Annotated in this window: 21 protein-coding genes; 14 read left to right on the top strand and 7 right to left on the bottom strand. The window is 72.9% G+C overall.

From position 1 onward, the window contains the following. Nucleotides 1–147 precede the first annotated feature (147 nt). Entirely contained in the window at nucleotides 148–765 is a 618-nt protein-coding gene (locus tag AB0D32_RS18955; RefSeq protein WP_357091360.1) for a DUF4126 domain-containing protein, read from the bottom strand. A 71-nt stretch (nucleotides 766–836) separates the two neighbouring features. On the opposite strand from AB0D32_RS18955, the gene nucS reads away from it, so the two are divergent. After that, complete coding sequence (nucS, locus tag AB0D32_RS18950; protein ID WP_357091358.1) at nucleotides 837–1,496, top strand: endonuclease NucS; 660 nt, start codon at nucleotides 837–839, stop codon at nucleotides 1,494–1,496. A 69-nt stretch (nucleotides 1,497–1,565) separates the two neighbouring features. On the opposite strand, the gene AB0D32_RS18945 is transcribed toward nucS, so the two are convergent. Next, entirely contained in the window at nucleotides 1,566–3,062 is a 1,497-nt protein-coding gene (locus tag AB0D32_RS18945) for an aldehyde dehydrogenase family protein (protein WP_357091355.1), read from the bottom strand. 352 nt (nucleotides 3,063–3,414) lie between these two features. Between AB0D32_RS18945 and AB0D32_RS18940 the strand changes: the two genes are divergently transcribed. From AB0D32_RS18940 to AB0D32_RS18910, 7 genes are all read left to right on the top strand, one after another. Beyond that, entirely contained in the window at nucleotides 3,415–3,870 is a 456-nt protein-coding gene (locus AB0D32_RS18940) for an FHA domain-containing protein (protein WP_357091353.1), read from the top strand. 98 nt (nucleotides 3,871–3,968) lie between these two features. Then, complete coding sequence (locus tag AB0D32_RS18935) at nucleotides 3,969–5,027, top strand: alpha/beta hydrolase (RefSeq protein ID WP_357091351.1); 1,059 nt, start codon at nucleotides 3,969–3,971, stop codon at nucleotides 5,025–5,027. 119 nt (nucleotides 5,028–5,146) lie between these two features. Further along, nucleotides 5,147–6,985 (top strand): 3-hydroxybutyryl-CoA dehydrogenase, encoded by a 1,839-nt coding sequence (locus AB0D32_RS18930; RefSeq protein WP_357091349.1) that lies wholly within the window; start codon nucleotides 5,147–5,149, stop codon nucleotides 6,983–6,985. 40 nt (nucleotides 6,986–7,025) lie between these two features. Continuing rightward, on the top strand, nucleotides 7,026–7,520 hold the full coding sequence (locus AB0D32_RS18925) for a SigE family RNA polymerase sigma factor (RefSeq protein WP_357091347.1): 495 nt from the start codon (nucleotides 7,026–7,028) through the stop codon (nucleotides 7,518–7,520). After that, a complete protein-coding gene (locus tag AB0D32_RS18920) occupies nucleotides 7,517–8,569 on the top strand; it encodes a hypothetical protein (protein ID WP_357091345.1) in 1,053 nt (350 codons plus the stop codon). The genes AB0D32_RS18925 and AB0D32_RS18920 overlap by 4 nt, the downstream gene beginning before the upstream one ends. A gap of 52 nt (nucleotides 8,570–8,621) precedes the next feature. Next, nucleotides 8,622–8,948, top strand: a complete 327-nt coding sequence (locus AB0D32_RS18915; RefSeq protein WP_357091343.1) for a hypothetical protein — start codon at nucleotides 8,622–8,624, stop codon at nucleotides 8,946–8,948. 66 nt (nucleotides 8,949–9,014) lie between these two features. Next, entirely contained in the window at nucleotides 9,015–9,824 is an 810-nt protein-coding gene (locus AB0D32_RS18910) for an alpha/beta hydrolase (RefSeq protein ID WP_357091341.1), read from the top strand. Nucleotides 9,825–9,956: 132 nt separating this feature from the next. Here AB0D32_RS18910 and AB0D32_RS18905 read toward each other — a convergent pair whose 3' ends face one another. The 5 genes from AB0D32_RS18905 to mce form a co-directional block, all read right to left on the bottom strand. Further along, complete coding sequence (locus AB0D32_RS18905) at nucleotides 9,957–11,273, bottom strand: AI-2E family transporter (protein ID WP_357091339.1); 1,317 nt, start codon at nucleotides 11,271–11,273, stop codon at nucleotides 9,957–9,959. 411 nt (nucleotides 11,274–11,684) lie between these two features. Further along, nucleotides 11,685–13,928: a hypothetical protein gene (locus AB0D32_RS18900; protein WP_357091337.1), complete on the bottom strand. Its 2,244-nt coding sequence runs from the start codon at nucleotides 13,926–13,928 to the stop codon at nucleotides 11,685–11,687. Nucleotides 13,929–14,103: 175 nt separating this feature from the next. Then, a complete protein-coding gene (locus AB0D32_RS18895) occupies nucleotides 14,104–15,363 on the bottom strand; it encodes a DivIVA domain-containing protein (RefSeq protein ID WP_357091335.1) in 1,260 nt (419 codons plus the stop codon). Nucleotides 15,364–15,651: 288 nt separating this feature from the next. Beyond that, nucleotides 15,652–17,016, bottom strand: coding sequence for a crotonyl-CoA carboxylase/reductase (gene ccrA, locus AB0D32_RS18890; protein ID WP_357091333.1), 1,365 nt, complete (start codon nucleotides 17,014–17,016; stop codon nucleotides 15,652–15,654). Between the two features lie 284 nt (nucleotides 17,017–17,300). After that, nucleotides 17,301–17,774, bottom strand: a complete 474-nt coding sequence (gene mce / locus AB0D32_RS18885) for a methylmalonyl-CoA epimerase (RefSeq protein ID WP_357091331.1) — start codon at nucleotides 17,772–17,774, stop codon at nucleotides 17,301–17,303. Nucleotides 17,775–17,834: 60 nt separating this feature from the next. Between mce and AB0D32_RS18880 the strand changes: the two genes are divergently transcribed. The 6 genes from AB0D32_RS18880 to AB0D32_RS18855 all read left to right on the top strand — a co-directional run bounded on the left by AB0D32_RS18880 (nucleotide 17,835) and on the right by AB0D32_RS18855 (nucleotide 25,087). After that, entirely contained in the window at nucleotides 17,835–19,034 is a 1,200-nt protein-coding gene (locus AB0D32_RS18880; RefSeq protein WP_357091329.1) for an acetyl-CoA C-acetyltransferase, read from the top strand. 66 nt (nucleotides 19,035–19,100) lie between these two features. Continuing rightward, nucleotides 19,101–20,105: a methylmalonyl Co-A mutase-associated GTPase MeaB gene (gene meaB, locus AB0D32_RS18875; RefSeq protein WP_357091327.1), complete on the top strand. Its 1,005-nt coding sequence runs from the start codon at nucleotides 19,101–19,103 to the stop codon at nucleotides 20,103–20,105. 120 nt (nucleotides 20,106–20,225) lie between these two features. Next, nucleotides 20,226–20,639 (top strand): Asp23/Gls24 family envelope stress response protein, encoded by a 414-nt coding sequence (locus AB0D32_RS18870; protein WP_357091325.1) that lies wholly within the window; start codon nucleotides 20,226–20,228, stop codon nucleotides 20,637–20,639. Between the two features lie 106 nt (nucleotides 20,640–20,745). Further along, on the top strand, nucleotides 20,746–22,434 hold the full coding sequence (locus AB0D32_RS18865) for a methylmalonyl-CoA mutase family protein (RefSeq protein ID WP_357091323.1): 1,689 nt from the start codon (nucleotides 20,746–20,748) through the stop codon (nucleotides 22,432–22,434). 285 nt (nucleotides 22,435–22,719) lie between these two features. Continuing rightward, the gene (locus AB0D32_RS18860; RefSeq protein WP_357091321.1) at nucleotides 22,720–23,637 is read left to right on the top strand and encodes a tetratricopeptide repeat protein; all 918 of its coding nucleotides are present in this window, start codon (nucleotides 22,720–22,722) and stop codon (nucleotides 23,635–23,637) included. A 67-nt stretch (nucleotides 23,638–23,704) separates the two neighbouring features. Then, the gene (locus tag AB0D32_RS18855) at nucleotides 23,705–25,087 is read left to right on the top strand and encodes an arginase family protein (RefSeq protein WP_357091318.1); all 1,383 of its coding nucleotides are present in this window, start codon (nucleotides 23,705–23,707) and stop codon (nucleotides 25,085–25,087) included. Nucleotides 25,088–25,117: the final 30 nt, after the last annotated feature.

Raw genomic sequence — 25,117 nt, 5'->3', positions numbered from 1 at the left:
CCGGCACCCCACCCGGGGTGCCGGCCAGCGGCGTCTGCGCGTCCGGGGCCGAGAAGTCAAGGGCCGGCCAGCAAGCCGGCGAGGGGCTGCCTCGACGTGGCGGGGTGGCGTACCGGTAGGAGAGGCGTGTCGGTGGGCGTACGACGGTCAGACGCGGAAGCCGGCGGCCCGCGCCGCCTGGCGTTCCCGGCGACGCTCGGAGCGGCGGCGCAGGAACCAGAAGAGGAAGACGACCAGCCCGAGCAGGAACGCCAGCACCAGCACCGGCAGGATGATCGCCACCACCGACATGACGACGCTGGTGGCGTCCTCGGCGGTGCTGGCCACCGGCGCGCCGACGCCGGCCGTGGTCGCGTTGATGACCGGCCGGGCGGCGGACTTCAGCAGGTGCACGCCGAGGGCGATCAGCACCCCGGTCACCACCGGGACCCACTGGCTGGACGAGAAGAAGCTGCCCGGGTCGCTCACCGTCACCGTCTCCGAGGACGAGCCCGCGCCGAACGCCAGGCCGCCGGCGGTCGGCCGGACCACGGTCTGCACCACGTCGTTGACGTGGTCGACCACCGGGACCTTGTCGGCGACGACCTCGATGACCAGCAGCACCGCCAGGATCGCGATCACCCAGCCGTTGCCCAGCCACTGCCACCCGCCGGGCAGGTCGATGAGGCTGGTGTAGCGGGCCAGGAGGCCCATGGTGAGCAGGGGGATGTATGCGTTCAGGCCCGCCGAGGCGGCGAGACCGGTACCGGTGAGAACTTCGAACACCGGCTCAGCATCGCACCGGCACGCCAGTGCCGCTCGGTGGAGCGGGCCGGGGTCTCGGCTACCCTCGTCGGGTGCGGTTGGTCATTGCGAAGTGCTCGGTGGACTACGTCGGACGGCTCTCGGCCCACCTGCCGCCGGCCACCAGGTTGCTCATGGTGAAGGCGGACGGGTCGGTGTCGATCCATGCCGACGACCGGGCGTACAAGCCGTTGAACTGGATGAGCCCGCCCTGCCGGCTGGAGGAGGCCCCCGGTGTGTGGCGGGTCGTCAACAAGGCGGGGGAGGAACTGCGGATCACCCTGGAGGAGATCTTCCAGGACACCTCGTACGAGCTGGGTGTCGATCCGGGCCTGCGCAAGGACGGCGTGGAGGCGCACCTCCAGGAGTTGCTGGCGGCCAACCTGGAGACCCTCGGTGAGGGGTTCACGTTGATCCGCCGGGAGTACATGACGGCCATCGGGCCGGTCGACCTGCTCTGCCGGGACGCCGCGTCCGGCACCGTCGCCGTCGAGGTGAAGCGCCGGGGCGAGATCGACGGTGTGGAGCAGTTGACCCGGTACCTGGAACTGCTCAACCGCGATCCGCTGCTCGCCCCGGTCGCCGGGGTCTTCGCCGCTCAGGAGATCAAGCCGCAGGCGCGGGTGCTCGCCGCGGACCGGGGCATCCGCTGCGTGGCCGTGAACTACGACAGGCTGCGCGGCATCGAGCGCGACGAGCTCACCCTCTTCTGAGGCACGCCGGGACACCCGACGCCACGCTGCTCCCACCACGCTGGACACACGTGGGGACGTGTCTGACAGTCACCTGCCGTACATGACCTTGATGGCCTTCACGAGCCGGGCGACGTCGGCCGGCGTCCGTTCGAAGGTCGTCGAGGGCAGCAGCGACCGGGCCCGCCGCCGGGTGATGGCCTTGGCGCGGCCGAACTCGCGCAGCCCGTCCTCGCCGTGGATGCGCCCGAAGCCGGAGTCGCCGACTCCGCCGAACGGCAGGGTGGACATCCCGGCGAAGGTCAGCGCCGAGTTCACCGACGCCATGCCCGAGCGCAGCCGCCGGGCGATCGCCACCGCGCGCCGCTGGCCGAAGACCGAGCCCCCCAGGCCGTACGACAGGGCGTTGGCCCGGGTGACGGCCTCGTCGGCGTCGCGGACCCGGTTGATGGTCAGGGTCGGGCCGAACGTCTCCTCGCGTACGGCGGCGGAGTCCTCCGGGACGTCCACCAGCACGGTCGGCCGCACGTACGGCGGCTGCACCGCGTCCGCGCCGCCGAGTACGGCCCGGCCGCCCCGGGCCAGCGCGTCGTCGATGTGCCGGCGGATCACGTCGACCTGGCTGGGCATGGTGATCGGGCCGATGTCGGCGTCGTCGGGGCCGACGGTCAACCGGCCTGCCCGCTCGACCACCTTGCCGACGAAGGCGTCGAAGACCGGCTCGACCGCGTAGACCCGTTCGATGCCGATGCAGGTCTGGCCGGCGTTGGTCAGCGCGCCCCAGACGCACGCCTCGGCGGCGGCGTCCAGGTCGGCGTCGGCGTCGACGATCATCGCGTCCTTGCCGCCGGCCTCCAGCAGCACCGGCGTCAGTGACTCGGCGCAGGCCGCCATCACCTTCCGGGCGGTGGCCGGCGAACCGGTGAAGGCCACCTTGTCCACTCCGGAGCGGCAGAGCGCCGCCCCGACGTCACCGAGCCCGTGCACCGTGGTGAACACGGGCTGCTCCGGCACCACCTCGGCGAACGTGTCGACCAGCCACTGCCCGACGGCGGGGGTGTACTCGCTGGGCTTCAGCACCACCGCGTTCCCCGCCGCCAGCGCGTACGCGGCGGAGCCGATCGGGGTGAAGACGGGGTAGTTCCACGGGCCGATGACGCCGACGACGCCGTACGGCTGGTATTCGAGGTGGGCGGAGAACTCGGCCAGGATGAACCGCGAGCGGACCCGGCGGGGGCCCAGCACCCGGCGTGCGTTGCGGGCCGCCCAGTCGACGTGCTCGACGGCGCTGACGATCTCGACGATGGCGTCGGCGACCGGCTTGCCGCCCTCGACGTGCACCAGCTCGGCGAGCTCCTCGATCCGTCGGGCGAGGAGGCTGCGCCAGCGCAGCAGCCGCTCCCGTCGCCCACCGAAACCGAGCCCGGCCCACCACCCGCCGGCCGCGCGGGCCCGGTCGACGGCCCGTCGGACGTCCTCGGCGGTGGCGACCGGCAGCCGGCCGGCTTCCGCGCCGTTCGCCGGGCTCGTCGAGACCAGCCGACCGTCCTCGATGACCGGGGTACCCGGGACATGCACAGCCGTCATGGCGGAAGTCTAGACCCGAGGCTTACTCGCCGGTAGGGCTCCGGGCCCGGTCCCGCCCGCCGGATCGGCCCGCGTGACATGCCTCCCGAGCTCGCCGAACGCCGGCAGGCATGCTTCGGGCGGTGGTGGGCGTGCCCGTCGAGCGGGGCGCTGACCGGCCGCGTGGGGTCGGGGCGGGGTGGACGGGTGTCGGCCGAACTTGTGATGATTCTTCCATCGGTGCCCGCCGAACCGGCGAACGCGAGGTGTCCGGCCGGAGGCGCGGAGGTGACCACGCGGCGGTGTGGGGCGACTACCGTGTGATGGCAAGCTGACGCGCGGGGTGGCCGCGTGGGGTGGAGGCTGACGGTCCATGGAGGAACATCTGGAACTGAGGCCGTTGTTGACGGTGGCCGGTGGGTCGATGCGGGGGCTGAGCTTCAGGGTCGGCCCTGAGCGGCAGGTCATCGGCCGGGCGTCGACCGCCGACATCGTGGTGAACGACGGCCATCTGAGCCGCCGGCACGCCGAGGTCTGGCTGACGGGCGAGGGGGTGGCCCTGGCGGACCTGGGCTCCACCAACGGCACCTGGCTCAACGACCGGCGGATCGTCGGCGTGGAACGGCTGGCCGACGGGGACGTGATCCGGCTGGGCCGCACCGAGCTGCGGATCTTCGACCCGGGCGTGGCGCGCACCGACCCGGTGGGGTTCAGCTTCGGCGAGCCGCGCCGCGACCGCCGTCCGACCCTGCCGTTGCCGATCGCGGCCCCGGCCGCACCCGACGCCGGCGCGGTGGTGGTTCCGGCGATCCTGTCCGCCCCGTACTGACCGGGTCGGTGGCGGACGCCGGAGCACACCTTCCGGTGCTGGAAGGTGGCGGGCCGGCCCATGGACGCGTCCGACGCCGTCGTGGCAGCATCCGGCGGATGGAGACCGGACAGCAGTTGGTGTCGGCGAACGGAATCACCCAGGCGGTACGGGTGGCCGGGCCGCCGGACGGCGTTCCCGTGCTGCTGATCCACGGCAACTGCTCGTCGGCGGCGTTCTGGGAGCCGCTGGTGCGGCGACTGCCGGCCACGCTCCGGGTGGTCGCGCCCGACCTGCGCGGCTACGGGCTCACCGACACCGCCCCGGTCGACGCGACCCGGGGGCTGGCCGACTTCGCCGACGACGTCGCCGCGCTGCTCGACGAGCCGTCCCTCTTCGTGCCCGGCGCCCGGCCGGTGGTGGCGGGGCACTCGCTCGGCGGCGGGGTGGCCATGCGGCTGCTCGTCGACCACCCCGACCGGGTGGGCGCGCTGCTGCTAGCGGCGCCCGTGTCGCCGTACGGCTACGGCGGCACCCGGGACCTCACGGGGACGCCGACCACCCCCGACTTCGCCGGCACCGGCGGCGGCACCGCCAACCAGGAGTTCGTCAAGCGGCTGGCCGCCGGCGACCGGAGCGCGGACGACCCGGCCAGCCCGCGCGCCGTGCTGCGGGCCACGTACGTGGCGGACCCGGCCTCGCTCGGCGACGACGAGGAACTGCTGCTGGACAGCCTCCTCTCCACCGCGACCGGCGACGGCAACTATCCCGGCACGGCGGTGGCCTCGGCGAACTGGCCCGGCACGGCACCGGGGCGGCGCGGCGTGCTCAACGCCCTCTCCCCGGCGCACTTCCGGGTCGCCGACGAGCTGGTCGCCGTGGCCGTCAAGCCGCCGATCACCTGGGTCCACGGGGACGCCGACGTGATCGTCTCGGACACCGCGATGATGGACCTGGCCCACCTCGGCTCGCTGGGTGTGGTGCCCGGCTGGCCGGGGGAGGGGGCCTGCCCGGCGCAGCCGATGGTGGGGCAGACCCGGGCGGTGCTGGAGCGTTACGCGGCGGCCGGCGGGGCGTACCGTGAGGTGCTGCTCCCCGGCTGCGGGCACAGCCCGCACCTGGAGCGACCGGCCGAGTTCGTCGCCGAGCTGCTGAGGCTGACCGACGAGGCGGGCTGACCGCCGGGCTCGTGAAATTTCCCACGGCGCCTCGACAACACAGTGTCGCGTGGCAGACTCGCGCGCATAACCTTAATGGTCGTTCATGCGGCCGTTCGGAGTAGTTGAGGAGGCTGGTCGTGGCGCGCGAGTTCACCAGCGTGGGCGTTGTGGGTCTGGGCACCATGGGTGCCGGCATCGTCGAGGTATTCGCGCGCAACGGGGTCGACGTCGTCGCGGTCGAGATCTCGGAGGACGCGCTGCAACGCGGTCGGGCCATCCTCACCGGGTCGACCGACCGGGCCGTGGCCAAGGGCAAGCTCGCCGAGGCCGACCGGGACGCGCTGCTGAGCCGCGTACGGTTCGCGGTCGGGCTGGACGCGCTGCACTCGGTGGACCTGGTCGTCGAGGCGGTGCCCGAGCACCTGGACCTGAAGCAGCGGATCTTCGCCGAGCTGGACCGGGTCTGCAAGCCCGAGGCGATCCTGGCCACCAACACCTCGTCGCTGAGCGTCACCGAGATCTCGGTCGCCACCACCCGGCCCAACCAGGTGATCGGCATCCACTTCTTCAACCCGGCCCCGGTGATGAAGCTGGTCGAGGTGGTCCGCACCGTGGTCACCTCCGCCGACGTGGTCGCCGACGTCGAGGCGCTCTGCAAGCGACTCGGCAAGGTCGACGTCACCATCAGCGACCGCGCCGGCTTCATCGCCAACGCGCTCCTCTTCGGCTACCTCAACCACGCCGTCGGCATGTTCGAGTCGCACTACGCCACCCGCGAGGACATCGACGCCGCCATGAAGCTCGGCTGCGGCCTGCCGATGGGCCCGCTGGCGCTGATGGACCTGATCGGCCTGGACACCGCGTACGAGATCCTCGACACCATGTACCGGCGCGGCGGGCGGGACCGCCGCCATGCCCCGGTACCGCTGATCAAGCAGATGGTCACCGCCGGGCTGCTCGGTCGAAAGTCGGGCCGGGGCTTCTACACCTACGAGCGGCCGGGCTCCCCGGTCGTCGTACCCGACGAGCGGACGCCGGTGGTGACGGAGGCGGCGCTCGGCGACGGCACCGGCGCGATCTACGCGGCGGGGGGCGCCGGGAGCGAGCTTGCGAGCCCCGCAGTCGTGACCAAGATCGGTATCGTCGGCTCCGGGACGATGGCCACCGGCATCATCGAGGTCTTCGCGAAGGCCGGCTACGAGGTCGTCTCGGTGACCCGGGGCGCGGAGAAGTCCGCCAAGGTCTTCGAGGCCGTCAAGACCTCGCTCAACAAGGGCGTGGTGCGCGGCAAGCTCAGCGAAACCGACCGGGACGCCGCGCTCGGCCGGATCAACTGGTCGGCCACCCTGGAACACCTCGCCGACGTCGACCTCGTCGTCGAGGCCGTGGTCGAGGAGTTGAGCGTCAAGAAGGCCCTCTTCGCCAGCCTCGACGAGATCTGCAAGCCGGGCGTCGTGCTCGCCACCACCACCTCCTCGCTGCCGGTGATCGACGTCGCGATGGCCACCCAGCGGCCCGCCGACGTGGTCGGGCTGCACTTCTTCAACCCGGCGCCGCTCATGCCGCTGGTCGAGGTCGTGGAGACCATCCGCACCTCGGCGGAGACCACCGCCACCGCCCGAGCGGTCTGCGCCGCGCTGGGCAAGACGGGCGTGGTCTGCGGTGACCGGTCCGGCTTCATCGTCAACGCGCTGCTCTTCCCGTACCTCAACGACGCGGTGAAGATGCTGGAGGCGAGCTACTCGACCGCCGACGACATCGACCACGCGATGAAGCTGGGCTGCGGCTACCCGATGGGCCCGTTCGAGCTGCTCGACGTGGTCGGCCTGGACGTCGCGCTGGCCATCCAGCGGGAGCTCTACCTGGAACTGCGCGAGCCGGGCTTCGCGCCCGCGCCGCTGCTGGAGCACCTGGTCACCGCCGGCTATCTGGGCCGCAAGAGCGGCCGGGGCTTCCGCGACCACACCCGTCGCTGAGCGGGTCAACACCGGCGGCCGGTGACGGCGTCTGGATGGTGTGACCTTCGAGGAGTACGTCAGCAGCCGGGGCCCGGCCCTGATCCGGCTGGCCCGGCTGCTGACGGGGGACGAGCACCGGGCCGAGGACCTCACCCAGGACGTCCTGGCCCGCGCGTACGTGCACTGGCGGAGAATCGCCCGGGCGGACCGGCCGGACGTGTACGTGCGCCGGATGCTGGTCAACGCCAACAACTCCTGGTGGCGCCGGCGCACGAACCGGGAACTGGCCACCGCCGATTTCGCGGAACGGCCGCACCGCGGCGACCTGGGCGGCGAGATGGCCGAACGGGACGCGATGTGGCGGCTCATCCTCGCGTTGCCGCGCCGCCAGCGGGCGGTGCTCGTGCTGCGCTACTACGAGGACCTCGACGACGCGACGATCGCCCAGATCCTCGGCTGCTCGCCGGTCACCGTCCGCACCCATGCCATGCGGGCGCTCATCCACCTCCGGGAGCGCTGCGGCGCCCCGGCCACGAACGGGAGCGGGCTGTGATCGACCTCGACCAGCGGATCGTACGGACGCTGCGGGAGCGCGCCGAGGGAACGGTCGACACCGACCGCCTGACGGCACTCGCCGTCGCCCGGGGCAAGGCCCGCCGCCGTCGTCGCCAGGCCGGCACGGGCGTCGCGGTGGGCCTGGCGGCGGTGCTCGGATTCACCGTCGCCACCGGCACGGGGCTGCCGGAGCGGGTACGGCCGCCGGACGCCGCCGCACCGGCCGTCGCCACCGCCGCGCCGGCCCGGCTGGACGGCGTCCCCGGCGCCGCCGCCCGGCCCGACCTGGTCGGCACGGATCCGCAGGTGCTGCACTTCGGGTTCGATCCGGCCCGGGCCCGCTACCTGGGCTGGCAGGTCGAATCCGGCGTGGAGGGCGCCCGGATCGCTGTCGACGGCAACCGGGCGGTCACCGTCGAGCTGGCCTCCTCCGCCGCCGCGCTCATGCACGGTGTGGTCGACGGACTGCCGGTCGACGTGTCGGCGATGACGGTCGAGGAGGCATACGACGGCAGCGACCGCCGGCACCGGGGCAGGGGAGAGACGCCCAGCTGGTTCCGGCTCTGGCAACCAGCTCCCGGCCTGTACGCCCGGGCCAGTGTGACCGCCGCCACCGCCCGGGAGATCGACGTGGCGGTCGACGCCCTCCGGCTGGACGACGCGCGCCGCTGCGACGGTCCGGTGCGGCTGACCACGTTGCCCACCGGCGCCCGGCTCACCGGCTGCCGGATCGACGCGGACTCCTTCCCCGACACGCTGCGGGTGTCGCTGCGGGTGGCCGCGACCGAGCAGCGCCAGATGACCGTGTCCTTCGAGTACGCGAGCAGTATCGCCAGCAGCCGGGCCGAGGGGAACCGGACGATCGCCGGCCGGCCCGCCTACCGTTACCCGCAGGGCGAGCAACTGGAGCTGCTCGGCTTCCCGGAGGCCCATCTGGTGGCCGACTTCGGCTGGCCCTTCGGCGGCTTCACCGAGCAGGACGCCGCCCTCGTACTGGGCGGGGCGTGGGTGGCCGAGGATCTGGGCCGCCCGGAGACCTGGGACTGACCGGCCAGCCGTCCCGGGCCGGCTCCGCCGTCGGCCCGTACGCTTGGCAAGCGTGAGCCCCCGTCGCAACCGACCCCGCCGCGATGAGTCCGCGCACCTCGACTCCGACCGGGCCCGCCAGGGCGTCGCCTCGGTGCAGCAGTGGCGCGACGGCGACTGGCAGGTACGCGGGATCAGCGGCGGCGCGTCCACCAAGACGTACCGCTGCCCCGGCTGTGACCAGGAGATCCGGCCCGGGGTGGCGCACCTGGTGGCGTGGCCGGCGGACGGGCGGGGCGACCTGACCGACCGGCGGCACTGGCACAGCGGGTGCTGGCGGGCCCGGGACCGGCGCGGGCCGGCCGTCCAGCGCGGTCGCGGCGCTCCCCGGTACGGCTGAGCGACCTGGATCACGCTGTTTCCGCCCCGCCCGGCGGTGCCCGGCCGCACCGGCGAGACTGGAGGGGTGAGCACACCGATCCGCGCGTCCTCCATCCTGCCCGGGCACCGCGAGGCCATCGAGCTGCACACCGCGGACGGGCTGCGGCTGGTCGGCGAACTGGCCAGGCCGCTGGACCGTGAGCCGGTGGCCACCCTCGTCTGCCTGCACCCGCTGCCGACGCACGGCGGGATGATGGACAGCCACGTGTTCCGCAAGGCGGCGTGGCGGCTGCCGGCCCTCGCCGATGTGGCGGTGCTCCGCTTCAACACCCGGGGCACCACCAGCCTGCGCGGCACCAGCGAGGGGGCCTTCGACAACGCGGTCGGCGAGCGCTTCGACGTTGCCGCCGCCATCGAGTACGCCGAGTTCCACGAGCTGCCGGACGTCTGGCTGCTCGGCTGGTCGTTCGGCACCGACCTGACCCTGAAGTACGGCTCCGACCCGGCCGTCGTCGGGGCGATCCTGCTCTCCCCGCCGCTGCGTTACTCCGCCCCGGCGGATCTCGACCAGTGGGCGGAGTCCGGCAAGCCGCTGACCGCGCTGGTCCCCGAGTTCGACGACTACCTGCGTCCCGACGAGGCCCGGGAGCGCTTCGCGGCGGTGCCGCAGGCCGAGGTGGTCGGGGTGCCCGGCGCGAAGCACCTCTGGGTCGGCGACGCCGAGACCGTACTGGACGAGGTGGTCCGCCGGGTCAACCCGGCCGCCACCGTGCCGCTGCCGACGACCTGGGACGGCCCGATGGAGACCGGCGACGTCAGCGCGTACGCCGACCGCACGGTGGCCTCCTTCGCGGACCGCCCGGTGCCCGGCCCGCCCCCCGGCCAGGCCGGCTGACCGCCCCGGCGCCCGCTGTTTCTCGTTCGTCGCGCCGAGGGCGGTGGTCGTCGGGATCGACGTGCGGCGTTCCGCCGTCGGCCGCACACCCGTCGTGGGCCCGGCGGTTTGCCCGGGTGCGGCCGGCATAGGTCAGCGGGTGTCCTGCCTGGGCAGGACCACCTCCCGCAGGATGAGCTGGAGCGCGGCCACCGCCGGGATCGCGATCAGCGCGCCCACCACCCCGAGCAGGGAGACCCCGAGCAGGGCGGCGACCAGGGCGGCCACCTCGTTGACCGACACCGACCGGCGCATGATCTTGGGGTAGATCAGGTAGTTCTCCACCTGCTGGTAGATCAGGAAGAACACCGCACAGGCGATGCCGACCGGCAGGTCCGTGGCGAACCCGACCAGGCTGACGATCACCGCGCCCAGGGTCGCGCCGATCTGCGGGATCAGGTCCGTCACCGCGACCACCACGGCCAGCGCGAACGGGTACGGCAGCCCGACGATCAGCGCGAAGACGTACGTGGAGACCCCGGCCAGCACCGCGATGCTGAGCGCGCCGACCATGTACGCGCCCACCTTGGTCAGGATCTCGTCCCCGATGAGCCGCACCCGTTCCCGGCGCGAGCGAGGCACCAGCGAGTAGCCGAGTTCGCGGAGGCGGTCGAAGTAGGCCAGGAAGTAGATGGTCAGCACCAGCACGGTCAGCCCCCGGAAGACCGTGCCGAAGACCAGTTGGGCGCCGCCGAGCACCCCGCCGAGGGCCTGACCCACCGTGTTGGCGTTCGCCGCGCTCTGCACCCGCTCCATCAGGTCGTACCGCTCCACGAGATCGTTGACCGTCTCGTTGCGGCGTAACGCCTCCAGGTAGCTCGGCAACTGGTCGATGAACTGCCCCGTCTGCGTCACGATCGGCGGCACCAGGGCGAACACGCCGCCGCAGAGCAGCAGCACGACGGCCAGCGCGACCACCGCCACGGCAAGCCCGTGCGGCAGCCCCACCGACCGCAACCGGACCACGGCGGGATGCAGGCCGACGGCGAGGAAGAGCGCGATGGCCACCAGGACCAGGATCCCGGCCGCGTTGCGCAGGCCCAGATAGAGGGTGTACGCGAGCAGCACCCCGGCCGCCCCGGTGAAGCCGACGAGGAAACTGCTGCGCTTCAACGGGCGCCCCGGCGTACCGAACCGGCTCGATCCGTTCGTCGCCTGCTCGTCGTCACCCGCCGCGTCCGCCGCCCTAGGGCGCACTGCGACCCGGTCCCGCTCGCCGGTGACCTCCTCGGGGGTGGTGGCGCCCCCGGGGCCGGTGGCTGGCTCGGGCCTGGCGGCTGGTTTGGGTCCGGCGGCGTGGTCCGGCTTTGGTCCGGTGGCGTGTTCCGGCGTCGGGTTCGTGTTGCCCGGTGCCGGGTTGGTGCCGGGCTCCCGGTCGCCGCTCGACGCCGTCGGTCCGTCGTCTGCCATCGGACCTCCCTGATCGACTCCCCGCCGGACGCCCGACTGCGGGCACACCTCCGCGCTTTCCACACAGGAGCGTACGCCGCAGGCCCGACCCTTCCGCCCAGCGTGGCCGTGCCCACCGGAACCGGCCGCGAACCCCTGTTCGAGCAGCAACATGACGGCAAGGCCAGCCCGATCCTGAGATCTTGGAGGAAGGCGGCCCCCGGAGGGGCCTGATCCTTCCAGGTCTACTAGACGTAACGTGACCCGAGCCGGCAGGCGACATGCGGCGGAGCGCGGGGAACGAAGGAGATCTTGGTACGAATCGGCCCTTGGAGGGGCCGTCCCGTACCAAGATCTCGGAGCAGGGCGAGACCGGGGACGGCGAGCGGCCACCGACCAGGTGTGGCCCCGCCGTGCCCGGTGCCGGGGGCGTCAGTCCTTTTCGACGACGACCTTGCTCGGCTTCGCGCTGCGCTCGTCGGTGGTCGGCTTCGCCGGTCGCTTGCCGTTCTCGCCGGTGCTGGTGATCTTCGTCGGGGCGGCACCTCGGCCGCCCTCGCCGGGCACCGCCGCCACGGTCGGTTCCCCGTCCACGCCGGCACTGGCCGTACCCCCGTCGACGGTGGTCACGGTCGCGACCTTGCCGTTGTCCGGCTGCCCGGAGTCGGCCGGCTCGATGCGGCCCTTGGCCGGTTGTCCGGCATCTGCCGGCTCCACCTTGCCGGCGGCGGGTTTCCCACCCGAGGGGGGTGCCGCCTCCGCGGGGCCGGTCGCCCCACCCACCGCGGCCACGCCCACGCTCGCGCCGGCCTTACCCGTGCCCGCCGTGTCCGCCGTGTCCACGCCCGCAGTGCCTGCCTTGCCCGTGGTGCCCGCGCCCGCGCCCGCCGAGACCGCACCCGCACCCGTGCCCGCCGGAGCCTTGTCCGCGTCGGCACGGGGCTTCCCGCCGTTCGCCGTGGCCGGCCCGCCGCCTGCCACCACCGGGGCGGCCACGACGGCGCCGTCGGTCCCGCCCGGGCGGTCGGCCGCGCCGACCAGGCTCAACCGCAGCTCCGCCACCTGTCGCTGGAGCTCGTCGGACTCCTGCCGGGAGGTCCAGGTCTCCTGCCGCAGGTCGGCCAACTGCTGCTGGGCCTGGGCGATCTCCAGCATCACCTGGGCGAGCTGCTGCCGGCTGGCGGCGGCTTCCTGCTGCGTGGCGGCGAGGTGCTGCTGGGTGGTGGCGAGGTGCTGCTGCGTCGTGGCCGCGTACTCCTCGAACTGCCGGCGCGACGTGGACACGTGCTCGTCGGCCTTGCGGCGCTTCTCGGTCGCCTCCGACTCGGCCCGGCTGAGCAGCGTCGTGGCCTCCTCCTCGGCCTGCCTGCGCATCGTCAGCGCGTCCTGCTCGGCGGCCTGGCGGATGGTGGCCGCGCCCTGCTCGACCTCGTTCTTGCGGGCGGTGTACTCCGCCTCCAACGTGGTGCTGCGCGACTCGAACCCGGACTCCAGTTCCTCGTGCCGGCTCTTGTGCTGCTTCTCCAGCTCGGCCTGCCGGGTCTTGTGCTGCTGGTCCAACTCGTCGCGGCGCTTCGTGAACTCCTGCTCGGCCGTCGCGCGGCGCTGGGTCAGCTCGCGGTCCGCCGCCTCGCGCCGGCTGTTGACCTCCTGCTCCACCCCGGCCCGCCAGGTGCCCAGCTCCTGCTGCGTCTGGGCCCGGGCGTGCTGCACGTACGCCTCGGTCTCGGTGCGCATCCGCTGCACGTACGCCTCGGTCTCGGCGCGGCTGCGCTTGGCCGTCTCGGTGGCCTGGGTGGTGAGCCGCTCCGCCTCCTGGCGGGCCTTCTCACGGGTGGCCCGGCCGGCGCCGGCGGCGTCGTCGATGATCTGCTTGGCGTCCCGCTGCGCCTTGGCATGGGTGGCCCGGCCCGCCTCGGTCGCCTGGTCGACCAGGCGCTTGGACTCCTGCTGGGCCTTGGCGTGCACCTCCTTGGCGGCCTCGCGGAGCTGGGTGGCCTCCTGCTGGGCCTTGGCGTGCACCTCCTTGGCGGCCTCGCGCAGCTTGGTGGCCTCCTGCTGGGCCCGGTGATGGATCTCCTTGGCCGCGTCCCGCAGCTGGGTGGCCTCCTGCTGGGCCTTCGCCAGCGCCTCCTGGGCGGCCTTGCGGAGCCGGGCGCCCTCCTCCTTGGCGGTCCTGACGGCGGCGTCCGCCTCGGCCTTGCGGGCCGCGGTGTGTCGCTCCTCCTCCGTCCGGCGGGCGGCCAGCGCGATCTCGAAGTCCTTGAGGGCGGTGGCGGCCTGCTCGCGAGCTTCCTCGACGATGTGCTCGGCGGCACCCCGGCGCGCTTCGATCTCCTCGCCGGCGGCCACCAGGATCGCGTCGGCCTGCTCCTCGGCGAGGGTGAGGATCTGCTCCACCCGGGGGCCGAGGTGCCGGTAGGAGACGTTCTCCAGCGCCCCGGACGACTTGCGCGCCTGGGCCAGGTCCCGCTGGAGCACCTCGACCTGACCGGCCAGCTTGTGGATCTGTGTGTAGGCCTGCTCCCGTTCGGCCGCCAGGGCCGCGATCTCGTGCTCCGCGCGAGCGACGTACCGGTCGACCTGTCGTTTCTCGTACCCCCGCAGAGCGGACTCGAAGCTGGGCTCCGTGGTCACGTCCCCGCCGAGAGCGAACAGTTCCTCGCCGTGCGACATGCCCCCATCCTCACACGCATCCAGTCCGGCTGGGGCGATACGGACGCCCCGGATAGGACCTACTTCACTACTGACACGCCCGGGCAATTCACTTGGCCCGCAAACGCATACGGCGCGGGGCGCACCGGTCACCCGGTGTCACCCCGCGTCGCGGATCATGCCCCGGTCAGGTGGGTCAGTTGGTCGTCTCCGCGGTCGCCCGCTCGTCGGCGCCGTCGGCCTTCTTCGCCTCCGGCTTGGCCTGTGCCGGCGGCGCGGCGGGCACGCCCGGCACGATGCCGGCGAGACCGGAGAGCATCTGGCCGAGCTGCGAGGTGACGGCGTCCTTCTGCCGGGTGAGGTCCTCGACCTCGCGGCGGGCCGCCTGGGTGGTCAGCTCGGCCTCGGTGCGCGCCTCGGTGAGCAGGCGGTTCGCCTCGGCCTTGGCCTCGGTGAGCGTCTTGTCGGCCAGCGCCTTGGCCTTGTCGACGGTCTCGTTGGCGGTGCGCTCCGACTCGACCCGGCGGGCCTCGGCGCGCTGCTCGATCTCCTTGGCCCGCTCCTGCGCGGCGTGGGCCCGCTGCTCGGCCTCGCTGACCAGCTTCTGGGTCTGGGCGACCTGCGCGGCGTGCCGCTCCGACTCCTCGCGCTCGGCCTTCTCCCGACGCTCGGCGAGCTGGAGCTCCAGGGCCTGGAGGTCCTTGTCGCGCTTGTCGCGGGCGTCGGTGAGCAGCTTGGTCGCCTCGGCGCGCTTCTCCTCGGCCTCGCGGGCGGCCTTCGCCCGCTGCTGGGTGATCTCCCGCTCGGCGGTGGCCCGCAGGGTGGCGACCTCGCGCTCGACGGTGGACTTCAGCTCGGCGACCTCGTGGGCGGTGACCGTGCGCAGCTGCTTGGTCTCCCGATCGGCGTCGGCACGCAGCGTGTCGGCCTCGCGCCGGGCCTGGACGCGGACCTCGGCGGCCTCGCGCTCGGCGGCGGTGCGGACGCTGCCCGCCTCCCGCTCGGCGTTGGCCTTCATCGCCGCCGCCTCGGCGCGCGCCTTGTCGGTGATCTCGCGCGCCTCCAGGCGGGCGGCGGAGAGGATGCCCTCCGACTCCCGCTTGGCCTCGTTGCGGTGGTCGTTGGCCTGCTCCTCGGCCAGCCGGAGGATCTGCTCGACGCGGGTGCCGAGGCCGGAGAGCGTGGGCCGGCTGTTCTCCTCGAGCTGCTTGTTGGTGTCGGCGAGCTTCTGCTCCAGCGTGCTCATGCGCTGCTCGGCCTGGCGGAGCCGCCGCTGGGCGTCGTTCATCCGCTGCTCAGCCTCGGCGCGGGCCTGCTCGGACTGGGTCAGCGCGGCCGTCATCCGGCCGAGGAAGTCATCGACCTGGTGGGTGTTGTAGCCGCGCAGGCCAACGGTGAAATCGGGCTGCGAGTTCGCGTTATCGAAGAACGCAAGAGGGGAGGACTGCTGGGGCATTGGGACATACTCGCAGACTCCCCAGGGTGCTTCGCAAGGGCGGTGGCGAGCTTTCCTGTCCTCTTTACATGGTCAACTACGGGTCCGCGGATCGCCGGACAGATCGCCGATCTTGGCAGGTCCCGGGCGGGTCGGACGGCACGGAGAGTGACATCGAAAAAGGGCCGCGGTGGCACCCGCGGCCCTTTGTCGCGACATGGTCCGGGTCACTCGAATGAGCGTCCGGCGCCTCCGGCGGAAAGACAATCGTCGTTCACCGCAATGGTCGCCGGCGCGTCATCCGTCGGGTCAGTGGCCGCGGAACCGGTTGATCGCGTCCTCGTGGCGGGAACGCAGCTCGCGGTCGCGTACGCCGAGGCCGTCCGACGGGGCCAGGCAGCGGACACCGACCTTGCCCTGGTGGGCGTTGCGGTGCACCTCGTACGCGGCCTGCCCGGTCTGCTCCAGCGCGTAGGTCTTCGACACGGTGGGGTGGATCTTGCCCAGGGCCACGAGCCGGTTGGCCTCCCACGCCTCCCGGTAGTTGGCGAAGTGGCTGCCGACGATCCGCTTCAGGTGCATCCAGAGGTAGCGGTTGTCGTACTGGTGCTGGAAGCCGCTGGTGGATGCGCAGGTGACGACGGTGCCGCCGCGCTTTGCCACGTAGACGCTCGCGCCGAAGGTCTCCCGGCCCGGGTGCTCGAAGACGATGTCCGGGTCCTCGCCGCCGGTCAGCTCCCGGATCCGCTCGCCGAAGCGGCGCCACTCGTCCGGGTCCTGGGTCTGCTCGTCGCGCCAGAACCGGTAGCCCTCGCCGGTGGCCTCGGACCGGTCGATGACCAGCTCGGCGCCCATCTTGCGGCACAGCTCCGCCTTGTCGGGAGAGGAGACCACGCAGACCGGGATCGCCCCGCCGTTGAGCGCCATCTGGGTGGCGTAGCCGCCCAGGCCGCCGGAGGCGCCCCAGATCAGCACCACGTCGCCCTGCTTCATGTTGGCTCCGTGGTGCGACACCAACTGCCGGTACGCGGTCGAGTTGACCAGCCCGGGGCTGGCCGCCTCCTCCCAGCTGAGGTGGCGCGGCTTGGGCATCAGCTGGTTGGCCTTGACCACGGCCAGCTCGGCCAGGCCACCGAAGTTGGTCTCGAAGCCCCAGATCCGCTGCTGCGGGTCCAGCATGGTGTCGTCGTGCCCGGCCGCGTCCTCCAGTTCCACCGAGAGGCAGTGCGCGACCACCTCGTCACCGGCCTTCCACCGGGTCACGCCGGGCCCGGTGCGCAGCACCACGCCGGCCGCGTCCGAGCCCACCACGTGGTACGGCAGGTCGTGCCGGCGGGTCAGCTCCGACTGCCGGCCGTAGCGCTGGAGGAACCTGAAGGTGGACAGCGGCTCGAAGATGCTGGTCCAGACAGTGTTGTAGTTGATCGCGCTGGCCATCACCGCGACCAGCGCCTCGCCCGGCCCGAGTTCCGGGGTCGGCACCTCCTGCACGTGCAGTGCCTTGCGCGGGTCCTTGTCCCGGGTGGCCAGGCCGTCGAACATCCGGGTCTCGTCGGCGCGCACCACGACACCGCGGTACGACTCGGGTACCGGCAGGCCGGCGATTGCGGCGAGCTCCCGTTCCGGCTGGCCGGAGCCCTCCACCGCCATGATTGCTTCGAGGATGTCCTGCACGTCGACCTCCCGTTCGTCCGCACCCGGCGCGAGTGGGCCTGGGTGCTGCCATCGTCGGCGCCGGTGCGGCCGACCGCCATGTCGGCATCCGACACATCCGGTACCGGCCGCGCTCCCGTGGGGCCGGACGTTACTGAACGGTAGTTACGGCCGGAAGCCCTCTGTGAAAAACTGCATTGGCCGATGCGTGGACGTGTCCGGTCGGCGGCCCAACCACGCAATGTCGCGCTCGGTGAGGGAGGGATCACCGTCCCCCGCCGGGTGGCGGGGGACGGCGGCGGAGGTCAGTGCGCGGCGGCGGGCTCGACGAGTTCGACCAGCACCCCGCCGGCGTCCTTCGGGTGGACGAAGTTGACCCGCGAGTTGGCCGTACCGCGCTTCGGGGTGTCGTAGAGCAGCTTCACGCCACGCTCGCGCAGCTTCGCGCAGGCGACGTCGATGTCCTCGACGGTGTACGCCACCTGCTGCACGCCCGGGCCCTTACGGTCCAGGAACTTGGCGATGGTCGACTCCGGGGTCAGCGGGGCGAGCAGCTGCACGCAACCGCCCTCGGCGGTCGGGCCGACGGCCAGCATCGCCTCGCGGACGCCCTGTTCGGCGTTCACCTCGGTGTGCACGCAGCGCATCCCGAAGGTGCGCTGGTAGAAGTCGATCGCGGCGTCCAGGTCGGCGACGGCGACCCCGACGTGGTCGATGCGGCGCAGGCCGATGTCTGTGACATTATCGGCAGCGGTCTCGACGGGGGAGTTCTCAGCCATGGCGCTAGTCTGACCGAACAATCGTTAAGGCGTACAGGTCGGCACCCCTCGGAGGCAGGCATGGCTTCGGTGATCGTCAGCGGCGCGCGGACCCCGATGGGGCGCCTGCTGGGCAACCTCAAGGACCTCCCCGCGACCCGGCTCGGCGGCGTCGCGATCAAGGCGGCGCTCGAACGGGCCGGCGTCGCCCCCGAGCAGGTCCAGTACGTGATCATGGGGCAGGTGCTCCAGGCCGGCGCCGGGCAGATCCCGGCCCGCCAGGCGGCGGTCGAGGCGGGCATCCCGATGTCCGTGCCGGCGCTGACCGTCAACAAGGTCTGCCTCTCCGGCCTGGACGCGATCGCCCTGGCCGACCAGTTGATTCGCGCCGGCGAGTTCGACGTCGTCGTCGCCGGCGGCATGGAGTCGATGACCAACGCCCCGCACCTGCTGCTCGGCCAGCGCGGCGGCTACAAGTACGGCGACGTGCCCCTCAAGGACCACATGGCGCTCGACGGGCTCACCGACCCGTGGGACTCCTGCGCGATGGGGGAGTCCACCGAGCGGCACGGCGAGCGGCACGGCATCACCCGTACGGAACAGGACGCGTTCGCCGCGGCCAGCCACCAGCGGGCCGCCGCCGCGCAGAAGAACGGCCACTTCGCCGACGAGATCACCCCGGTGATCATCCCGCAGCGCAAGGGTGACCCGCTGGTGATCAGCGAGGACGAGGGGATCCGACCGGACACCACCGTCGAGTCGCTGGCGAAGCTGCGTCCGGCGTTCGCCAAGGACGGCACGATCACCGCCGGCAGCGCCTCGCCGATCTCCGACGGCGCCGCCGCCGTGGTCGTGATGAGCAAGGCCAAGGCCAAGGAGCTGGGGCTGACCTGGCTGGCCGAGATCGGCGCGCACGGCAACGTCGCGGGCCCGGACAACTCCCTGCACTCGCAGCCGTCCAACGCGATCCAGCACGCGCTCAAGAAGGGCGGGCTGGGCATCGAGGACCTGGACCTCATCGAGATCAACGAGGCGTTCGCCCAGGTCGGCATCCAGTCCACCCGTGACCTCGGGGTCAGCCCGGACAAGGTCAACGTCAACGGCGGGGCGATCGCGCTGGGCCACCCGATCGGCATGTCCGGCGCCCGGCTGGTGCTCACCCTCGCGCTGGAGCTCAAGCGCCGGGGCGGCGGCACGGGCGCGGCGGCGCTCTGCGGTGGCGGTGGCCAGGGCGACGCCCTGATCATCCATGTCCCGGCCCCCGGCGAGAGCGGTCAGTGACCGCAGGACGGCCGATTCCCTAGCAAGACGACGGCGAGCCCCGCAGTCGCGAACAGAGGCAGGACAGTGAGCGAGATCGTCGACAGCGGCCCGGCGGCGGGCGCACCCCCGGTGCGCCGCAGCCGGGACGTGCCGATGCTGGTCGAGCGGGCCCGTGCGGGTGACCCGCGCGCGGTGGCCCGGCTGATCACCCTGGTCGAGTCGGGCGACGAGACGCTGCCGCGGATCGCGGCGGCGCTCGCGCCGTACGCCGGTCAGGCCCAGGTGGTCGGGCTGACCGGCTCGCCCGGGGTGGGCAAGTCGACCACCACCAACGAGCTGGTCCGGGCGTTGCGTGCCCGTGGCCACCGGGTGGGCGTGCTGGCGATCGACCCGTCCAGCCCGTTCACGGGCGGGGCGATCCTCGGTGACCGGGTCCGGATGCAGGACCACGCCACCGATCCGGGCGTCTACATCCGGTCGATGTCCAGCCGGGGTCACCTCGGCGGGCTGTCGGCGGCCACGCCGCAGGCGGTCCGGGTGCTGGAGGGCGCCGGCTGCGACGTGGTGCTGGTGGAGACCGTGGGTGTCGGGCAGGCCGAGGTGGAGGTCGCCTCGCTGGCCGACACCACGCTGGTGCTGCTCGCCCCGGGCATGGGTGACGCGATCCAGGCGGTCAAGGCCGGCATCCTGGAGATCGCCGACGTGTTCGTGGTCAACAAGGCCGACCGGGACGGCGCCGACGCCACGGTGCGCGACATCCAGGGCATGATCGCCCTGGGCGAGCGCGGGCCGGGCGAGTGGCGACCGCAGGTGGTGCGCGCGACCGCCGTGCGGGGCGAGGGCATCGACGACATCGCCGCCGCCATCGACAAGCACCGTGGCTGGCTGGTCAAGCACGGCGAGCTGCGCCGCCGCCAGGAGGCACGGGCCGCCGCCGAGGTCGAGGCGATCGCGCTGGGCGTGCTCCGCGCCCGGATCGGCTCCCTGCGCGACGGTACGGAGCTGTCGGCGCTCGCCGCGAAGGTGGCCGAGGGCGCCCTCGACCCGTACGCGGCGGCCGACGAACTGCTCGCCCAACTCGGCTCCTGAGGCGTCTGCCGAATCAGGCCGGTTCTCTGCCGAACCGGTACGTCCACTACGGACGACTCCCGGCTAGTACGCTCGCACCGCCCCGCCGACGGCGCGGGGCGCTGCGAGGGTGGGGAGATCATGGCTGACGAGGCGACGCAGGAGCTGTCGGTGACGCCGGACGCGGTGGCGGGCGGGAGCACGCTCGTCTCCGACGAGGTGGTGGAGAAGATCGCGGTCGCCGCCACCCGAGCGGTGCCCGGGGTGGTCGAGCTGGGCGGGGACGTGGCCCGGTTCTTCAACGCGGTGCTCGACAAGGTCGGGCTCGACAAGGTCGGCGATGCCCGGCGGGGCTGCTCGGCGCACGTCACGAACGGCGCGGCCGTGGTCAACCTGGTCATCGTGATCGAGGCGGGCCGTCCGGTGCCGCAGGTGACCGAGGCGGTCCGGGTGAAGGTGACCGAGGCGGTCGAGGCGTACGGGCTGCGGGTCGACGAGATCAACATCCGGGTCGACGACGTGGCCCTGGAGGATCCGGGCGCGGCGACCGCCTGACGTACCGGCAGTTCGGGTTACCGACCGGTACGACATTCCTTAGCGATCGTTCAGGCTGGGCTTTACACTCGACGTGCAGACGAGGACTCGAGGAGGAGCCCCGCGGATGAACGCCGACGAGATCGCTGCCGGACGGGCACGCTGGCAGGCCCGCTACGACGCCGCGCGCAAGCGGGACGCCGACTTCACCACGCTCTCCGGGATGCCCGTCGACCCGGTCTACGGGCCCCCCGAGGGAGTCGACCACCCGGGCTTCGAGCGCATCGGTTGGCCGGGCGAGTACCCGTACACCCGGGGCCTCCACCCGACCGGCTACCGGGGTCGGACCTGGACGATCCGGCAGTTCGCCGGCTTCGGCAACGCCCAGCAGACCAACGAGCGCTACAAGATGATCCTGGGTGCCGGCGGCGGGGGCCTGTCGGTCGCCTTCGACATGCCCACGCTGATGGGCCGGGACTCCGACGACCCGCAGGCGCTCGGCGAGGTGGGTCACTGCGGCGTCGCCATCGACACCGCCGCCGACATGGAGGTGCTCTTCGAGGGCATCGACCTGGCCGGGGTGACCACGTCGATGACCATCTCCGGGCCGGCCGTGCCGGTGTTCTGCATGTACCTGGTGGCCGCCGAGCGGCAGGGCGCCGACCTGTCCACCCTGGACGGCACGTTGCAGACCGACATCTTCAAGGAGTACATCGCGCAGAAGGAGTGGCTCTTCGACCCGGAGCCGCACCTGCGCCTGATCGGCGACCTGATGGAGTACTGCGCCCGGGAGATCCCGCGCTACAAGCCGCTCTCGGTCTCCGGCTACCACATCCGCGAGGCCGGCTCGACCGCCGCGCAGGAGTTGGCGTACACCCTCGCCGACGGGTTCGGCTACGTCGAGCTGGGGCTCTCCCGGGGGCTGGACGTCAACGTCTTCGCGCCCGGCCTGAGCTTCTTCTTCGACTCGCACGTCGACTTCTTCGAAGAGATCGCCAAGTTCCGGGCGGCCCGCCGGATCTGGGCCCGCTGGCTGCGCGACGTCTACGGCGCGACCAGCGAGAAGGCGCTCTGGCTGCGGTTCCACACGCAGACCGCCGGCGTGTCGCTGACCGCCCAGCAGCCGGTCAACAACGTGGTGCGTACCGCCGTGGAGGCCCTCGCGGCGGTGCTCGGCGGCACCAACTCGCTGCACACCAACGCCCTGGACGAGACCCTGGCGCTGCCCACCGACGAGTCCGCCGAGATCGCCCTGCGTACCCAGCAGGTGCTGATGGAGGAGACCGGGGTGACCAACGTGGCGGACCCGCTGGGCGGGTCCTGGTACGTCGAGGCGCTCACCGACAAGATCGAGGCCGAGGCGGAGGAGATCTTCGCCCGGATCCGGCAGCTCGGCGGGGAGGGCCCGCACCGGATCGGCCCGATGACCTCGGGCATCCTGCGCGGCATCGAGGACGGCTGGTTCACCGGCCACATCGCCGAGTCCGCCTTCGTCTACCAGCAGGCGCTGGAGAAGGGCGACAAGAAGATCGTCGGGGTCAACTGCCACACCGGCACGGTCGCCAAGGACCTGGAGATCCTGCGCATCTCGCACGAGGTGGAGCTGGAGCAGCGCCGGGTGCTGGCCGAGCGCAAGGCCGGCCGCGACGAGGCCGCCGTCAAGGCCGCGATCGAGCGGATGGTCGCCGTCGGCCGGACCGACGGCAACATGATCCCGGCCATGCTGGACGCCGTCCGCGAGGAGGCCACCCTCGGCGAGATCTGCGACGCCCTACGCGCCGAGTGGGGCATCTACCGCGAACCCGCCCGCTTCTAACCCACCCCCACCCCACCCCACCCCTCCCCGCCCCTCCCCTCCCCTCCCCCCACCCCTTTCCACCCCCGCGATCTTGCACTTCTCGCCCCGGCAAATGCCGCGTACGCCGCGTACCGGGGGCCGTAAGTGCAAGATCGCGGAGTGCTGGGCGGGAGGGGGCGGGGAGCGGGTGCGGAGGAGGGCGGGGAGGGGCGGGGACGGGGTGCGGGAGCAGGCGTGACAGTTGCAACTGTCGCCGTCGCGGCTGGTCTGAGTTCGGCGGGTCGCGTGCGAGACTAGGTAACCATGAGCGACCCACGGATCACCTCGTCGATCTTCACCCGCGGCGCGGTCGACCTCAGCGCGCTGCGCACCCCCGCACCGGCCCCCGCCCGCCCCACCGCCCCGGCCCAGTCCGCCCCCTCCGCCGAGCTGCCCGGCACCGCCGGCGGCGGCGTCGCCGTCATCGACGTGAGCGAGGCGACATTCCAGTCCGAGGTTCTTGAGCGCTCGCTCACCACACCGGTGGTCGTGGACTTCTGGGCCGAGTGGTGCGAGCCGTGCAAGCAGTTGTCGCCCGTGCTGGAGCGGCTCGCCGCCGAGGGCGGCGGCGCCTGGGTGCTCGCCAAGGTCGACGTGGACGCCAACCCGCGGATCGCCCAGATGTTCCGGGTGCAGGGCATTCCCATGGTCTACGCGGTGGTCGGCGGCCAGCCGATCGACGCCTTCTCCGGAGTGGTGCCCGAGGCGCAACTGCGGCAGTGGCTCCAGGCGGTGCTCAAGGCCGGTGGCGTGAGCGTCGCCGAGCCGGAGGACCCCCGCCTCGACGAGGCCGACGACGCCCTGATGAGCGGCGACCTCGACGCGGCCGAGCAGGCGTACCGCAAGATCCTCGCCGAGTCACCGGCGGATGCCGCGGCGGAGGCGGGCCTCGCCCAGGTCGGGCTGGCCCGCCGGGTGGCCGGGGCCGACCCGGGCGCGGCGATCACCGCCGCCCAGGCGAACCCCGACGACGTCGAGGCCCAGCTCCTGGCCGCCGACATCGAGGTGCTCAGCGGTCAGGCCGAGGCGGCGTACGCCCGCCTGGTGGGCCTGGTCCGCCGCACCGCCGGTGAGGATCGGGAGAAGGTACGCCAGCACCTCGTCAGCCTCTTCACGGTCGCCGGGCCGGAGGACCCCGCGGTCGCCTCGGCCCGCCGGGCCCTGGCCAGCGCCCTGTTCTGAGCACGTAGCACGCCAGCGCGGGCCGGCGTTCCGGCCGGCCCGCCCGACACCTCGAGGACGGGAGCCCATGATGCGCCGGATCGCCGTCCTCGACGCGCCCAGCAATCTCGGCCTGCGCCCACCCACGTCCACCTCGGTCCCCGGCTGCGGTAAGGCCCCGGGCGCGCTGCGCGACCAGGGGTTGCTCGCCCGGTTGCGCGCCCGCGACGCGGGCTGCCTCACCCCGCCCCGCTACGACCCCGGCGACTGGCGGCCCGGCGACGGGGTCTGCCACGCCAGGGAGATCGCCGACTACTCGGTGGCGCTCGCGGAGCGGATCGGCTCCATCATCGACCGGAGCGAGTTCCCGCTGGTGCTCGGCGGCGACTGCTCGATCCTGCTCGGCTCGGCGCTGGCCATGCACCGGCTCGGCGAGGCGGTCGGCGGGCGCATCGGGCTGGTCTTCGTCGACGGCCACTCCGACTTCCGGCACCCCGGCAACGCCTCCTACGTGGGCGCGGCGGCCGGCGAGGACCTCGCGCTGGTCACCGGCCGGGGGCAGGCCGACCTCGCCGCCATCGAGGGCCGCCGGCCATACTTCCGCGACATCGACGTGGTGGTGCTCGGCATCCGGGCACAGGACGAGTACCGCCTGGACCTCCAGGCCGCCGGGATCACCACCCGGCCGGTGCCGGCGCTGCGCGCCGAGGGCGCCGCGCGTACGGCACAGTGGGCGCACGAGCAGCTCGCCGACTGCGCCGGCTACTGGGTGCACATCGACGTGGACGTGCTGGACCCGGCCGTGATGCCGGCCGTCGACGCCCCCGACCCGGGCGGGATCGCCTTCGCCGAGCTGGAGATCCTGCTGGCCGGGCTGGTCGACACCCCGCACTGCCTCGGCGTCGAGCTGACCGTCTTCGACCCCGACTACGACCCGGACGGCGCGTACGCGGCCGAGATCGTCAACACCGTGGTGGCCGGGCTGCGCCCTGTCTCCGCGCCGACGGCGTCGCCGCCCCGACTGCTGCCGGGACCGTCGGCGTCAGCCACCCCATCCGGCCGGTCGCGGGCTGCCGTGTCGTCCGTCCCGTCGGCGGGCGGCGTCTCGCCCGTTACCTCGGCGGGCGGCGTCTCGCCCGTGCCCTCGGCGCGGCGGGGCAACGGCCGTCCCGAGGTTCCGGTCATGCCTGCCCCGGCTTCCAGCCCGGCCCTCGTCCCGGAGAGCGGCGGCGACGACCGCCAACCGGGCAGCCAGGCGGATCATGCGGAGGACGTTCCGCCGCCCCCGTTCGGGCCGGTCGTCCCGGTGGCTGCCGCCCTCGACGGTCCGACCGGGCCGGAACCCGTCGGCCCGCCCGCCTCCGCCGGCCCGGGCCTGCTGCGCCGGGCACCGCTCGCCGGCCTCGACCCGGACGACATGCTCCCCGCACCCGAGGACGGCACCTCGCCGTCGACCGCTGGCATCGCCTGACCGGCGGAGGTCCCCGGTCCCGGCCGGTCG

Source organism: Micromonospora sp. NPDC048170, from assembly GCF_040652795.1.
In the GTDB taxonomy this organism is placed as follows: domain Bacteria; phylum Actinomycetota; class Actinomycetes; order Mycobacteriales; family Micromonosporaceae; genus Micromonospora.
This window is presented reverse-complemented; position numbering and strand designations above follow the sequence as displayed.

Excerpts from the sequence above, each read along its gene's own strand:
- AB0D32_RS18855 (WP_357091318.1), top strand. The coding sequence starts at position 23,705 with ATGATGCGCCGGATCGCCGTCCTCGACGCGCCCAGCAATCTCGGCCTG.
- AB0D32_RS18880 (WP_357091329.1), top strand. The coding sequence starts at position 17,835 with ATGGCTTCGGTGATCGTCAGCGGCGCGCGGACCCCGATGGGGCGCCTG.
- AB0D32_RS18865 (WP_357091323.1), top strand. The coding sequence starts at position 20,746 with ATGAACGCCGACGAGATCGCTGCCGGACGGGCACGCTGGCAGGCCCGC.
- AB0D32_RS18900 (WP_357091337.1), bottom strand. The coding sequence starts at position 13,928 with ATGTCGCACGGCGAGGAACTGTTCGCTCTCGGCGGGGACGTGACCACG.
- AB0D32_RS18860 (WP_357091321.1), top strand. The coding sequence starts at position 22,720 with ATGAGCGACCCACGGATCACCTCGTCGATCTTCACCCGCGGCGCGGTC.
- AB0D32_RS18870 (WP_357091325.1), top strand. The coding sequence starts at position 20,226 with ATGGCTGACGAGGCGACGCAGGAGCTGTCGGTGACGCCGGACGCGGTG.
- AB0D32_RS18895 (WP_357091335.1), bottom strand. The coding sequence starts at position 15,363 with ATGCCCCAGCAGTCCTCCCCTCTTGCGTTCTTCGATAACGCGAACTCG.
- AB0D32_RS18935 (WP_357091351.1), top strand. The coding sequence starts at position 3,969 with ATGGAGACCGGACAGCAGTTGGTGTCGGCGAACGGAATCACCCAGGCG.
- AB0D32_RS18940 (WP_357091353.1), top strand. The coding sequence starts at position 3,415 with ATGGAGGAACATCTGGAACTGAGGCCGTTGTTGACGGTGGCCGGTGGG.
- AB0D32_RS18905 (WP_357091339.1), bottom strand. The coding sequence starts at position 11,273 with ATGGCAGACGACGGACCGACGGCGTCGAGCGGCGACCGGGAGCCCGGC.
- AB0D32_RS18945 (WP_357091355.1), bottom strand. The coding sequence starts at position 3,062 with ATGACGGCTGTGCATGTCCCGGGTACCCCGGTCATCGAGGACGGTCGG.
- mce (WP_357091331.1), bottom strand. The coding sequence starts at position 17,774 with ATGGCTGAGAACTCCCCCGTCGAGACCGCTGCCGATAATGTCACAGAC.